This window comes from Lottiidibacillus patelloidae, from assembly GCF_002262935.1.
Classification (GTDB): Bacteria; Bacillota; Bacilli; order Bacillales; family SA5d-4; genus Lottiidibacillus; species Lottiidibacillus patelloidae.
On sequence record NZ_NPIA01000005.1, the window covers coordinates 1 to 13,797 of the forward strand.

Genomic DNA, 13,797 nt, shown 5'->3' on the forward strand with positions numbered 1-13,797 from the left:
CTCGACTTGCATGTATTAGGCACGCCGCCAGCGTTCGTCCTGAGCCAGGATCAAACTCTCCATAATAGTTTGTTTGATTGCTCATTTTCCATCTTTTTTTAAAGGTTGATGGAACCTTTTATCTAGAGTATAAACTCTAGGAATTACGATTGACTCGCTTGGCGTTTCGTTTAGTTTTCAAAGAACAATTTTGACGACTTTTATATAGTAACACGTATAAAAGTTAGTGTCAACATCTAATTAATGTTTGTCCGTCACAACGAATGTCGTTTGAAGTGACGCATATAAATATAACACTTAATAGTTTAAAAGGTCAATAGTTTTTATATCTTTTTTCAAAAAAACTTTTATTACATATATATAATGAAAAAAAAGAGGCGTTTAAGCCCCTTTTTTAGTCTTCATTATTTGGCGTTTCTTTATCAATCACTGTTTCTTCTTGTTCTGTTCCTACATCAGTTCCACTTTCAATAGCATCACTTTCTGCAGGTTCACTTTCCTCATCAATAAAATCATCATGCTCTAACTCATCATCAATCTCTAACTTAGCAACAGTTGATACGACATCACCTTCAGTTAGTTTGATTAAGCGAACACCTTGAGTGTTTCTTCCAGTTGTAGAGATTTGGGCAACTTCCATGCGGATAATGATTCCACTTTCAGTAATAACCATTAACTCATCATTGTCTTCAACTGTTTTAATCGAGATGATTGGACCGTTTTTCTCTGTAACGTTACATGTAAGTATTCCTTTACCACCACGACTTTGAATTCGATATTCTTCCATCGGAGTTTGTTTTCCATAACCTTTTTCAGTAACGATTAAGATATTTTGCTCTTCTCTTAATATCTCCATTCCAACTACTTCATCACCAGAACGTAGTGTAATTCCTTTAACTCCAGCTGCAGTTCGTCCCATTGAACGTACGTCATTTTCATTAAAGCGAATTAGGAGACCATTCTTCGTTCCAATAATAATTTCATTATTACCATTAGTTAAACGAACAGACATTAGTTGGTCTTCGTCTCTTAACCCAACAGCAATTAGTCCACCTTTTCGAATGTTTGCAAAAGAAGAAAGTGGAGATCTTTTTGATATTCCTTGTTTCGTAGTAAAGAATAAATAATTATCATCTACGAACTCTTGAACTGGAATTACAGCAGATACTGTTTCATCTTTATCTATCTCAATCATATTTATGATTGGAATTCCTTTTGCTGTTCTTCCTAACTCAGGAATTTCATAACCTTTTAGGCGATAAACTTTTCCTTTGTTAGTAAAGAATAAAATCGTATGGTGTGTTGTCGTTGTAAATAAATGTTCAACAAAATCATTCTCATTTGTTCCCATTCCTTGAATTCCACGACCACCACGATTTTGACTACGGTATGTTGATACTGGTAGACGTTTTACATAGCCATTATGTGTAACAGTAATTACTATGTTTTGACGATCGATTAGATCCTCATCTTCTATATCTAAATTATTTGTATCTACTAATATTTCTGTTCTTCTTTTATCGTTAAACTTTTCTTTAACTTGTAAAAGTTCCTCACGAATAATTTCTAAAACTTTCTCTTCATTAGCTAATATAGCTTTTAGCTCATTAATTAAATTAACAAGTTCTTGGTATTCGTTTTCAATCTTATCTCTCTCTAATCCAGTTAACCTTTGTAAACGCATATCTAAAATTGCTTGTGCTTGTTTTTCAGATAAAGAGAATTGCTCCATTAAGCCATTTCTAGCAATTTCAGTCGTTTCTGAACCACGAATTAAAGCAATAATAGCATCAATGTGATCGAGAGCAATACGTAAACCTTCTAAAATATGTGCACGTGCTTCTGCTTTTCTTAACTCAAAAGCAGTTCTTCTTTTAATGACTACTTTTTGGTGCTCTAAGTAATAATGTAGACATTGTTTTAAATTTAAAACTTTAGGTTGTCCATCTACAAGGGCAAGCATGTTAATACCAAAACTTGTTTGTAGTGCAGTTTGTTTATATAAGTTATTTAGTAAAACATTAGCGTTAGCATCGCGACGTAATTCAATAACGATACGCATACCATTACGATCTGACTCATCTCGTAAATCGGAAATGCCATCGATTCTCTTTTCGCGAACTAACTCTGCGATTTTTTCGATAAGTTTCGCTTTATTTACTTGGTAAGGAATTTCCGTAACGATTAAAACTTGCTTACCGTTTTTATGTTCTTCAATATCCACTTTTGCACGCATCGTTATCGATCCGCGACCAGTTTCATATGCTTTACGAATGCCAGAACGACCTAAAATTGCACCAGCAGTTGGGAAGTCTGGTCCAGGTATGTATTCCATAAGTTCTAAGATATCAAGATCTGGATTTTCACTTAAAGCTAATACACCGTCAATTACTTCACCAAGTTGGTGTGGAGGAATGTTAGTTGCCATACCAACTGCAATTCCTGTAGCTCCATTTACAAGCATATTTGGAAAACGAGCAGGCAATACAACAGGTTCTCTTTCAGAACCATCATAGTTGTCTTTGTAATCAATCGTATCTTTATTAATATCACGAACAACTTCCATTGCTATTTTAGACATTCTTGCTTCTGTGTAACGCATTGCTGCTGCTGCATCACCATCAACAGAACCGAAGTTTCCGTGACCATCAATTAATTCTTTACGGTAGTTAAAATCTTGCGCCATTCGAACCATCGTATCGTAAACCGCTGTGTCACCATGTGGGTGATACTTACCGATAACTTCCCCGACGATACGTGCTGATTTTTTATATGCTTTATCTGACGTCATTCCTAGTTCATTCATTGCATATAAAATACGACGATGTACTGGTTTTAATCCATCTCGTACATCAGGAAGAGCACGTGAAACAATTACACTCATCGCATAATCTAAAAACGATGATCGCATTTCCTGACTTATATTTATCCCCTTAACTCCACTTGTTTGCTCTTGATCAGACATGAGACAAACCTCCAATATCTATTCTTCATAAGGAGAGGGAGAAGCAATCCTCCCTCAAACTATTTAAATATCTAAATTTTTAACATAATGAGCGTTTTCTTGAATGAAATCACGTCGTGGTTCTACTTTGTCACCCATTAAAATTTCAAACGTTTCATCTGCTTCAATAGCATCTTTTAAATCAACTTGTAATAATGTTCTCGTTTCTGGGTCCATTGTTGTTTCCCAAAGCTGAGAAGGATTCATTTCTCCTAAACCTTTGTAACGCTGAATAGAAGGCTTTTGGTTACCTGATAATTCCGCTAATATTTTTTCTTGTTCACGGTCATTATAAGCATATTGAATGTTTTTCCCTACTTGAACTTTGAATAAAGGTGGTTGCGCAATATATATATAACCTTTTTCAAGGATAGGACGCATATAACGATAGAAAAACGTTAAAAGTAAAGTACGAATATGTGCTCCATCCGTATCGGCATCAGTCATTATAATAATTTTATGATAACGTGCTTTTTCAATATTAAAGTCCTCACCAACACCTGTACCTAAAGCTGTAATGATTGCTCGTATCTCATTATTAGATAAAATTTTATCTAATCTAGCTTTTTCAACGTTTATAATCTTACCTCTTAGCGGTAAAATCGCTTGGAAGTGACGGTCTCTTCCTTGTTTTGCAGAACCACCGGCAGAGTCACCCTCTACTACATACAATTCACTAATTTTTGCATCTTTTGAAGAACAGTCTGCTAGTTTACCTGGCAAACTTGAAACTTCAAGGGCACTTTTTCTTCTCGTTAATTCACGCGCTTTTTTCGCTGCCATCCTAGCTCTTGCTGCCATCGTTCCTTTTTCAACGATTTTTCTAGCTACATCAGGGTTTTCACCTAAAAACTGTTCAAAACGGTCTGCAAAGATATTATCCGTAATTGTACGTACTTCACTATTTCCTAATTTTGTTTTCGTTTGACCTTCAAATTGTGGATCTGGATGTTTCACTGAAATGATAGCTGTCATTCCTTCACGAACATCATCACCAGTTAAGTTAGGATCAGCTTCTTTAATTAATCCATTTTTTCTCGCGTAGTCATTAATAACACGGGTTAAAGCTGTTTTATACCCTGCTTCATGTGTTCCACCTTCATGTGTATTAATGTTATTTGCATACGAATAAATATTGCTAGCATAGCTATCATTATATTGAAGCGCAACTTCAACAGTGATGCCATCTCGTTCACCTTCTACGAAGATTGATTCATGTAACACTTCTCTTGAACGATTTAAATGTTCAACAAAGGATTTAATACCACCTTCGAATAGATAGTCATTTGTACGAACTTCTTCCTCGCGTTTATCTTTTATGACAACTTTAATTCCTTTATTTAAAAAAGCTAATTCGCGTAAACGATTTTGTAAAATTTCATATTCATATACTAATGTCTCTGTAAAAATTTCTGGATCTGGGCTAAAGTGGACAATTGTTCCTGTTCTATCTGTTTCACCAATTATTGATAAATCAGCTGCAGGTACGCCTCTTTCGAACTTTTGGTAGTGAATTTTTCCATCACGATGTACAAATACTTCTAAGTAAGTAGAAAGAGCATTTACTACTGAAGCACCTACACCATGTAATCCACCTGATACTTTATAGCCGCCACCACCGAATTTACCTCCGGCATGAAGAACTGTCATGATAACTTCAACAGCAGGTCTTCCCATTTTTTCATGAATACCAACTGGAATACCGCGACCGTTATCTTCAACAGTTATACTATTATCCTTTTCAATCGTAACAGTAATCGTATCACAGAATCCTGCTAAAGCTTCATCGATACTATTGTCGACAATTTCCCAAACTAAGTGGTGCAATCCTTTGGAATTCGTAGAACCTATGTACATTCCAGGTCTTTTTCGAACAGCTTCTAATCCTTCTAATACTTGTATCTGACTCTCATCATATGAATTATGTTGTTCTGTCATTTTTTCCACCTACACTTATCTGACAAATTTTCCATCACTCTTCTAAATTTTCTAACGTAGTTTGAAATTGTGATCGACGTTTTAATGTTGAAGAAGACAATGGTGAGAAATAAATATTTTTATCTGTAATAACAATAGATTTGACAATCGTATTCGTTATTTTAACAATTGGTTTATTGTCGTGTTGCTTTCTTAAAAATTCACTAGTTATCGTAGATGATTCAATTACTTGTCCATCTATGATAGCAACTACATCTTTTGCCTGTACGACAACATCTTCTCCTATATGGATAAACAAGTAATGCACCTCACTTCAACCTATTTATTTCACCACTAACCACTTTATACGTTGCTGCTTGCATTAAAGTCTCGTGGTCTATTCCATCAACACTTGTTGTCGTAACAAACGTTTGCACCTTACCTTGAATAGTGTTTAATAAATGAGATTGTCTGAAATCATCCAACTCAGAAAGAACATCATCTAATAAAAGAATTGGATATTCTCCTACTTCTTCATGTATTAACTCGATTTCAGCTAATTTTAAAGAGAGTGCAGTAGTTCTTTGTTGTCCTTGTGATCCATATGTTTGGACATTTTTTTCATTCACTAAAAACTCTAAGTCATCTCGATGTGGTCCTAAAAGCGTAGTACCTCTATCAATTTCCCGTTTTCTAATTTCCGTAAACTTATTAATATAGTCTTCTTTCATTTTCGACAATTCATAAGACTCTAATACCTCTAAAGAAGGTTTATAAATAATATTTAATGTTTCAAGATTACGGCTAATCCCAGAATGAATAGGCTGAGCCCATTTTTCTAGTTGCTGGGTAAAAGCTATGCGGCGTTTTGTAATTTTAGCAGCTATTTCACTTAGCTGCTCCGTTAATATTTCTAACATCGTATAGTCTGACTTCGGGGATCGTTGTAGATTTTTTAATAAATGATTTCGTTGATGCAATATTTTTTGATATTGGTTTAACTCATGCATATATATTGGATTAACTTGGCCAATTTCCATATCAATAAAGCGTCTACGAACTTGGGGACTACCTTTAACTAAATTCAGATCTTCTGGGGCAAACATGACGACATTAAGCGAGCCTATATAGTCACTTAATCTTCTTTGCTCCAAAGAATTTACTTTAGCTTTTTTCCCCTTTGTTGTAATTACTAATTGTAAGGATGCTAGGCCATTGCTTTTTTTTACTGTACCTTCTATTTTAGCATATTCTTCGTCCCAACGGATAAGTTCCTTTTCTTTTGTTGTCCGGTGAGACTTTGCTAACGCTAAAACGAAGATTGATTCCATTATATTTGTCTTCCCTTGGGCATTTTCACCTAAGATGACGTTAACTTTATTTTCAAAAGAAACTTTCGTCTTAACATAACTTCTGTAATTAGTAAGTGTTAGTTCCTCTATATACAAGAGGGATTCCCCCGTTTCATCGTCTTACAATAAAACTACCTATTTCATCAATTTCAATTGTATCTCCATCGTAAAGTTTTCTACCGCGACGAGTTTCTCTTTCACCATTAACAAGAACTTCGACATCTTCTAAAAACATTTTCGCAATTCCACCAGAATGAATAATACTCTCTATTTTTAAGGCTTGGCCTAACGTGATATATTCCGTTTCAATTTGAATAGTCTGTGGCATAATGACACTCACTTTCTCCTATAATTAAACGCTACTCCTTATTATAACAAATTAACGTGAAACATAAAAAAGGCTACTAGTTTGAAAAGAACTAGTAGCGCTAATTGTTAATAAGTTCTAACTGGCAAAATTAGTTGAAGTATTGAGTTATGACCTTCCGGACGAAGGACGAATGGACGCATCGCACCAGTAAAGTTAACTGATATTTCCGTACTATCAACTGCTTTTAGAGCATCCATCATATATTTTGCACTGAAGGAAATCTTTAAATCTTCCCCTTCAATGGATGTACATGTTACTTGTTCAAATACTTTTCCTATTTCAGGAGAATCTGATGAAATTTCAATATCATTACCAGAAATTGTTGAGAATTTAACAACATTATTTCTTCCTTCTCTAGCTAACAATGAGGCACGTTCAATTGCTTGAAGCAATTCTCTAGTAGAAACAACTATATTCGTCTTTTTATCTTCTGGAATAAGTTTTGATGTGTCAGGATAATTTCCTTCCAGTAAGCGAGAGAAAAATAATAAATGCTTCGCTTTGAATAAAACTTGATTTTCAGTAACGACGATATCAATTAGTTCATCTGTTTCGTCTAAAATTTTATTTAATTCATTTAAGCTTTTTCCAGGGATAACTACATTAGAAAAAGTTAAATCTCCTTGTTCAGTATCAATAGGTGCGCTTCGTAATGCTAAACGGTGACTATCTGTAGCTACAGAAGTTAACGTGTTATTTTCTAATTTCCAACTAACACCTGTTAATATCGGTCTTGTTTCTGAAGTGGAAACAGCAAAAACAGTTTGACGAATCATATGCTTTAACAAGTCAGTTGGTAAACGGAATAATTTTTCTTCGTTAATTTGTGGCAGCTGTGGGTACTCTTCAGGATCTAAACCGTTTAAATTAAACTCGGCCGTACCAGATTTTATTTTAGTAGAGAATCGTTCTCCAACTGTTATATGTACTTTTTCTTGTGGAAGCTTTTTTACTATTTCTGAAAAGAACTTCGCTTGTAGTACTATGCTTCCTTCTGCTTCTACATGAATGTTTTCATTTCCATCTTCTTCTGTAGGAATAAAGCTTTCAATTGATATATCTGAATCACTACCAGTAAAAGTAACTCCTTCACTAGTAACTACAATTTTTATTCCCGTTAATATTGGAATTGTTGTTCTTGAAGATACAGCTTTCATAACATCTCCTACACTTGCTACTAAGCGATCTTTATTAATTGTAAACTGCATTATTAATCCTCCTGTATATATATAATTATTTAATTAATTTTTTTAGTAATAATAGTAGGGGGTGTGGAAGGTGTGGATAACTAACAATCGCTTAAGAAAACAAAGTCTATCCACATGTGGACAGACTGTTAATATAATTTTAATAAACTATGAAGTTATTAAGAGCCACTTTTTAGCTTATCTAGAACTTCTTTTACTTGTTCTTGTAATTGCTGATCTTCAGCCATTAGTTTTGAGATTTTTTCATGGGCATGGATAACAGTTGTATGATCACGGCCACCAAATTCCTCACCGATTTTCGGTAATGAAAAATCTGTAAGCTCGCGTGAAAGATACATAGCAATTTGTCTCGGATAAGCTACTGATTTCGTACGCTTCTTTGCTTTAAAGTCTTCTAACTTTACATTAAATTGTTCCCCAACAATTTCTTGGATATTATGAATCGTAATTACTTTAGGTTTTGAGCTTGGAATAATATCTTTTAATGCTTCAGCAGCTAAATCTGCATTAATATCCTTATTAATTAAAGAAGAATAGGCAACTACGCGAATTAATGCACCTTCTAGCTCACGAATATTTGTATCTATTTGATTTGCAATGTAGAGCATTACTTCATTAGGAATATCTAATCCTTCAGCTTTTGCTTTTTTTCGTAAAATAGCAATCCTAGTTTCTAAGTCTGGAGGAGTAATATCTGTAATTAATCCCCATTCAAAGCGTGAGCGCAAACGATCTTCCAACGTTGGAATTTCTTTTGGTGCTCGATCACTAGAAATAACAATTTGCTTACTTTCCTCGTGTAATGCATTAAATGTATGGAAAAATTCTTCCTGTGTTTGTTCTTTTCCAGCAAGAAATTGAATATCATCTATAAGTAATACATCGACATTCCGATATTTATTTCTAAATTCAACAGTTTTATTATCTCGAATAGAGTTAATAAATTCATTTGTAAACTTTTCAGAAGATAAATAAACAACTTTTGCATTCGGTTTTTGGTCAAGCACATAATGTCCAATCGCATGCATTAAATGTGTTTTTCCTAAACCTACTCCACCGTAAATAAATAGTGGATTATAGGCCTTTGCTGGTGCTTCTGCTACTGCTAATGAAGCAGCATGGGCAAATCGGTTTCCTGAACCTATTACGAAAGTATCAAAAATATATTTTGAGTTTAGCATATTTTTTGAAATTTCTTCTGAGCCGTCATTGTTCACCATTGGTGGTTGTTTCGTAGCATTTTGTAAATCAATGTCATCATCTTGTTTATTTTGCGGAATAATAAACTTTACATTTAAATAAGTGCCTGTAATGGCTTCTAATGTATCTGAAATTAGTTGTGAGTAACGAGATTCTAGCCAGTCTCTAGCAAACTCGTTTGGAGCAGTAACTGTTAACGTATCATTAGTTAATCCATGTGCTTTTGTAGACTTAAGCCATGTTTCAAAACTAGGTTTGCTAAGCTTCTTTTCAATTTCGGTTAAAGCTTTGCTCCAAAGATCATTAATATTTTCCACTACGAATCTCCCTCCTTTTCTAAAAAAATTAACTGCATCCATATATTATTTTCAACAGTAGTTGTTAGTAAGTTATATAATAGAAGGAAAACGTTTAACGTCATTGTTATAAACATTTGTGGACAAGCTTACACACAAACAAAAATAACTGTCCACAATATTGTCCACAGGCTGTGGATTAACATTTTATGCACAAACCATTTTCCAGAGTGAAAACACAATTATCATACCAAATAGAAAGCACTATTGCAATGGTTTCTCGTAGTTTATCCACAACTACTACAAATTGTGGGTATTAGTTTTCCACAGCACTATATTTTGTGTAAAACTTGTCGATAAATGTTGTGGAAAAAGAATTTTGACGAAAATTGTTATCCACAGTCTGTTTGTAGTATAATTACTTATGTATTTTAAGAAAGTAAATTTTAAGTAGCCATTGACATTTATACTGTCTCTTCTTATAATGTACAGGACTGTCTTTTAATTGAAATCCTCAGGGAGGTGTCATATATGAAACGTACTTTTCAACCAAATAATCGTAAACGTAAAAAAGTTCATGGCTTCCGTAGTCGTATGAGCACTAAGAACGGACGTAAAGTTCTTGCTGCACGTCGTCGCAAAGGAAGAAAAGTTTTATCTGCATAACCACTGCCTTGTCAGTGGTCTTTTTTTTACATATTAATTAGTCTATAATTAAGTTTATCCAATTGCCTAAAAGGTATGAGGTGACTCTATATTGAAGAAAAGATTTCGAATTAAAAAGAATGAAGATTTTCAAGAAATCTTCCGTAAAAAAAAATCCGTTGCTAACCGCCAATTTGTTATTTACATATTGGATAAGCCTGAACAAAAACATTTCCGTGTTGGCCTTTCTGTAAGTAAAAAACTTGGAAATGCTGTTACTCGTAATCGTATTAAGCGATACATAAGAGAAGCGATTAAAGAGTTAAAAGAGGATCTTTACGAAAATAAAGATTTTTTAGTGATCGCTAGGCATCCTGTTTCGGATATGGATTTTCATGAAGTGAAGAAAAGTCTCTTACATGTAATGAAAATAGCCAAGTTAATAAAAGCGAATAGGGAGTTATAGGAATGAAGTGGGTATTTTTAGGATTTATTAAGTTTTATCAACGATTCATTTCTCCTATAAAACCACCAAGTTGTCGTTTTTATCCAACCTGTTCTCATTACGGGTATGAAGCTATTAAATATCATGGTGCATTAAAGGGAAGCTGGTTAACAATGAAGCGTATTGTTAAATGCCAACCTTTTCATCCAGGAGGTTTTGATCCGGTTCCTAAAAAAGAGGATCTATAAAATTTAATGGAATTATTGAGGAGGAAAATGGTGTGAAAAAGAAACTCACATTATTACTTACCTTAACTGTTTTAGTTGCGTTAATGTCAGGATGCATGGATGTTACAACGCCAATTGATGAAAACAGTGAAGGAATTTGGAATAGTTATTTTGTATACCCATTACACATGTTAATTTTATGGTTTGCAGACCTTTTTGCAGGTAGCTATGGATTAGCAATCATTATGGTAACATTAATCATTCGATTTGCTTTACTTCCACTAATGATTAAGCAAACGCAAAGTTCGAAGGCAATGCAAGCATTACAACCAGAAATTAAAGCACTAAAAGAAAAATACAGTTCAAAAGATCAAAAAACACAACAAAAACTACAACAAGAAACAATGGCACTATTCCAAAAGCATGGTGTTAACCCACTAGCAGGGTGTTTCCCAATTATTATTCAAATGCCAATATTAATCGCTTTCTATCATGCAATTATGCGATCTCAAGAAATTCAAGGAACATTCCTATGGTTTTCTTTAACAGAAGTAGATTATATTTTACCGTTTTTAGCTGGTATTACGACTTTCATCCAGCAAAAAATTATGATGAGTGGCCAAACAGATGCAAATCCACAAATGGCGATGATGCTATGGATTATGCCAATTATGATTATCGTGTTCGCATTTATGTTCCCAGCAGCATTAGCATTATACTGGGTAGTAGGTAACATCTTTATGATTGTACAAACGTATTTTATTAAAGGGCCAAACATTGCAAAGTCCGAAGATAAAGTAGGGGGCAAGAAAAAGTGAGTGAAGTAACTGTAGCAGGCAAAACAGTAGAGGATGCCATTCGGTTAGCGCTTGAGCAGCTAGAAACGACAGAAGACCGTTTGACTATTGATGTAATTGAAGAAGGAAAAAAAGGTTTTTTAGGTTTCGGTTCAAAAGAAGCTGTCATTAAGGCTACGCTGATCAAAGATCCAATTGAAGAGGCAACTAAATTTCTCCAAGAAGTTACGGAAAAAATGGGAGCGCCTGTTACAATCACAACATCAATGAAACAGCAATATATTACTTTTAATTTATCAGGTGAAAAAATTGCTTTATTAATTGGGAAACGTGGTGCAACGTTAAATGCGTTGCAAAACTTAACTAACTTAGTAGCTAATCGTTATTCAAAACAGTATGTTAGAGTAATTTTAGACGCAGAAAACTATCGTGAAAAGCGTAAGCAATCATTGGAGTTATTAGCTGATAAACTGGCTAAGAATGCTGTTCGTTTTAAAAAGAAAGTTCATTTAGAGCCGATGCCATCGATTGAACGTAAAGTAATTCATACAGCTTTGCAAAATCGTCACGATGTAGAAACAACATCAGAAGGTGTCGAACCTAATCGTCGCGTTGTCATTATTCCTAATCGTTAATAAAATAAGAAATAGTCAGACTGGTCCTCGGACCAGTCTTTTTTTATTGCAAAAGAAGTGGAAAATCAATAACTTTTGTTATTAGGGTGTGGATAAATATTATGTGGATAAAATATTGGTTGTTCAGAAAATAATAATAAGTTTTCCACTGTGGATAAACATAGAATCGATAGCTTTTGTAGATGTTAATAATGTGGTATTCTATTATCTTAGAAGAACTGTGTATAACTTTAATTTAGAAAATTTATAGAAGTGAATTTATATAGAATTTTTCATTGTAAATGAAGTTTTACAAAAGGTATGTTGGAGGTGAACGTTTTGAATACAGATACAATTGCAGCTATTTCCACTCCAATGGGTGAAGGAGCAATTGCGATTATAAGAATTTCTGGTGATGAAGCAATTGAAAAAGCAAATGTCATTTTTAAAGGGAAACATCACTTAACAGAAGTAGATACACATACAATTCATTACGGGAAAATCATTGATCCAAGTAATGGGCAAATGATTGAGGAAGTAATGGTATCAGTCTTAAAAGGTCCGAGAACTTTTACGAGAGAAGATATCATTGAAATAAATTGTCATGGGGGACTAGTATCTGTAAATCGTGTATTAGAAACTATTCTTTCATTAGGAGTTAGATTAGCTGAACCAGGGGAATTCACAAAGCGTGCTTTCTTAAATGGTCGCATCGATTTATCACAAGCTGAAGCAGTCATGGATTTAATTCGAGCAAAAACGGATAAAGCAATGAATGTTGCAATTGGGCAAATGGAAGGAAAGTTATCTAAGCTAGTTAGTAAACTACGCCAAGCTTTACTCGAAACTTTAGCACATGTTGAAGTAAACATTGATTATCCAGAGTATGATGACGTGGAAGAAATGACGCATCATCTATTATTGGATCGTGCTGGTTTTGTTCGAGATGAAATAGAAAAACTGTTAATAACGGCAAAACAAGGGAAAATACTTAGAGAAGGTCTTTCAACTGTCATTGTCGGACGCCCGAATGTTGGAAAATCATCGTTATTAAATAGTTTAGCGCAAGAAAATAAAGCGATTGTTACTGATATTCCGGGAACAACGCGTGATGTTATTGAAGAGTACGTTAATGTTCGCGGAGTTCCTTTACGATTACTTGATACGGCAGGGATACGAGAAACAGAAGATGTCGTAGAAAAAATTGGGGTTGAAAGATCCCGTCAAGTGCTTAAGGAAGCGGAATTAATTCTTTTAGTATTAAATTACGGTGATTCTTTAACAGAAGATGATGAGAAATTATTTGAAGTGGTCAAAGACATGAATGTTATTGTCATGGTCAATAAAATGGATTTAGAACAAAAAATAGATATGGAAAAAGTAAAGCAATTAGCAGGAGAACACCCTGTTGTTACGACTTCTTTATTGCAAGAGCAAGGAATAGATGAATTAGAAAATGCAATTGCTTCATTATTTTTCACGACAGGTATTGATGCTAAAGACGCAACATATGTCTCAAATACTCGTCATGTAGGTTTGCTGAATCAAGCAAAAATTGCAGTAGAAGAAGCAATAAACGGAATTGAAAGTGGAATTCCTGTAGATATGGTCCAAATTGATTTAACGAGAGCTTGGGAAACATTAGGTGAAATTACGGGTGACACGGTTCACGAGAGCTTACTTGACCAATTATTTTCACAATTTTGTTTAGGTAAGTAATAG

General features: G+C 34.2%; 13 protein-coding genes and 1 rRNA gene. 6 read left to right on the forward strand and 8 right to left on the reverse strand.

The features are described 5' to 3' along the window. The 8 genes from CIB95_RS10015 to dnaA form a co-directional block, all read right to left on the reverse strand. Positions 1-66, reverse strand: a 16S ribosomal RNA gene (locus CIB95_RS10015); the annotation flags it as partial. Between the two features lie 328 nt (positions 67-394). Next, positions 395-2,965 (reverse strand): DNA gyrase subunit A, encoded by a 2,571-nt coding sequence (gene gyrA / locus CIB95_RS10020; protein WP_094924772.1) that lies wholly within the window; start codon positions 2,963-2,965, stop codon positions 395-397. Positions 2,966-3,028: 63 nt separating this feature from the next. Continuing rightward, positions 3,029-4,942, reverse strand: a complete 1,914-nt coding sequence (gyrB, locus tag CIB95_RS10025; RefSeq protein ID WP_094924774.1) for a DNA topoisomerase (ATP-hydrolyzing) subunit B — start codon at positions 4,940-4,942, stop codon at positions 3,029-3,031. Between the two features lie 34 nt (positions 4,943-4,976). After that, the gene (gene remB, locus CIB95_RS10030; RefSeq protein ID WP_332893227.1) at positions 4,977-5,249 is read right to left on the reverse strand and encodes an extracellular matrix regulator RemB; all 273 of its coding nucleotides are present in this window, start codon (positions 5,247-5,249) and stop codon (positions 4,977-4,979) included. Between the two features lies 1 nt (position 5,250). Continuing rightward, positions 5,251-6,369 carry a DNA replication/repair protein RecF gene (recF, locus tag CIB95_RS10035; RefSeq protein ID WP_094924776.1) on the reverse strand — a complete coding sequence of 373 codons (1,119 nt, stop codon included), beginning with the start codon at positions 6,367-6,369 and terminating at the stop codon, positions 5,251-5,253. Between the two features lie 16 nt (positions 6,370-6,385). Next, a complete protein-coding gene (yaaA, locus tag CIB95_RS10040; RefSeq protein WP_094924778.1) occupies positions 6,386-6,601 on the reverse strand; it encodes a S4 domain-containing protein YaaA in 216 nt (71 codons plus the stop codon). A gap of 107 nt (positions 6,602-6,708) precedes the next feature. Continuing rightward, the gene (gene dnaN, locus CIB95_RS10045) at positions 6,709-7,851 is read right to left on the reverse strand and encodes a DNA polymerase III subunit beta (RefSeq protein ID WP_094924780.1); all 1,143 of its coding nucleotides are present in this window, start codon (positions 7,849-7,851) and stop codon (positions 6,709-6,711) included. Between the two features lie 158 nt (positions 7,852-8,009). Beyond that, the gene (dnaA, locus tag CIB95_RS10050; RefSeq protein ID WP_094924782.1) at positions 8,010-9,368 is read right to left on the reverse strand and encodes a chromosomal replication initiator protein DnaA; all 1,359 of its coding nucleotides are present in this window, start codon (positions 9,366-9,368) and stop codon (positions 8,010-8,012) included. Positions 9,369-9,878: 510 nt separating this feature from the next. Between dnaA and rpmH the strand changes: the two genes are divergently transcribed. The 6 genes from rpmH to mnmE all read left to right on the forward strand — a co-directional run bounded on the left by rpmH (position 9,879) and on the right by mnmE (position 13,794). Beyond that, a complete protein-coding gene (rpmH, locus tag CIB95_RS10055; protein ID WP_094924784.1) occupies positions 9,879-10,013 on the forward strand; it encodes a 50S ribosomal protein L34 in 135 nt (44 codons plus the stop codon). 91 nt (positions 10,014-10,104) lie between these two features. Next, positions 10,105-10,458 carry a ribonuclease P protein component gene (gene rnpA / locus CIB95_RS10060; protein WP_094924786.1) on the forward strand — a complete coding sequence of 118 codons (354 nt, stop codon included), beginning with the start codon at positions 10,105-10,107 and terminating at the stop codon, positions 10,456-10,458. 2 nt (positions 10,459-10,460) lie between these two features. Beyond that, positions 10,461-10,685: a membrane protein insertion efficiency factor YidD gene (gene yidD, locus CIB95_RS10065; RefSeq protein WP_094924788.1), complete on the forward strand. Its 225-nt coding sequence runs from the start codon at positions 10,461-10,463 to the stop codon at positions 10,683-10,685. A 32-nt stretch (positions 10,686-10,717) separates the two neighbouring features. Next, entirely contained in the window at positions 10,718-11,482 is a 765-nt protein-coding gene (gene spoIIIJ / locus CIB95_RS10070) for a YidC family membrane integrase SpoIIIJ (RefSeq protein ID WP_094924790.1), read from the forward strand. Next, positions 11,479-12,096: an RNA-binding cell elongation regulator Jag/EloR gene (gene jag / locus CIB95_RS10075; protein ID WP_094924792.1), complete on the forward strand. Its 618-nt coding sequence runs from the start codon at positions 11,479-11,481 to the stop codon at positions 12,094-12,096. Before spoIIIJ ends, jag begins: the two co-directional genes overlap by 4 nt. 318 nt (positions 12,097-12,414) lie before the next feature. Next, positions 12,415-13,794 carry a tRNA uridine-5-carboxymethylaminomethyl(34) synthesis GTPase MnmE gene (mnmE, locus tag CIB95_RS10080; protein WP_094924794.1) on the forward strand — a complete coding sequence of 460 codons (1,380 nt, stop codon included), beginning with the start codon at positions 12,415-12,417 and terminating at the stop codon, positions 13,792-13,794. Positions 13,795-13,797: the final 3 nt, after the last annotated feature.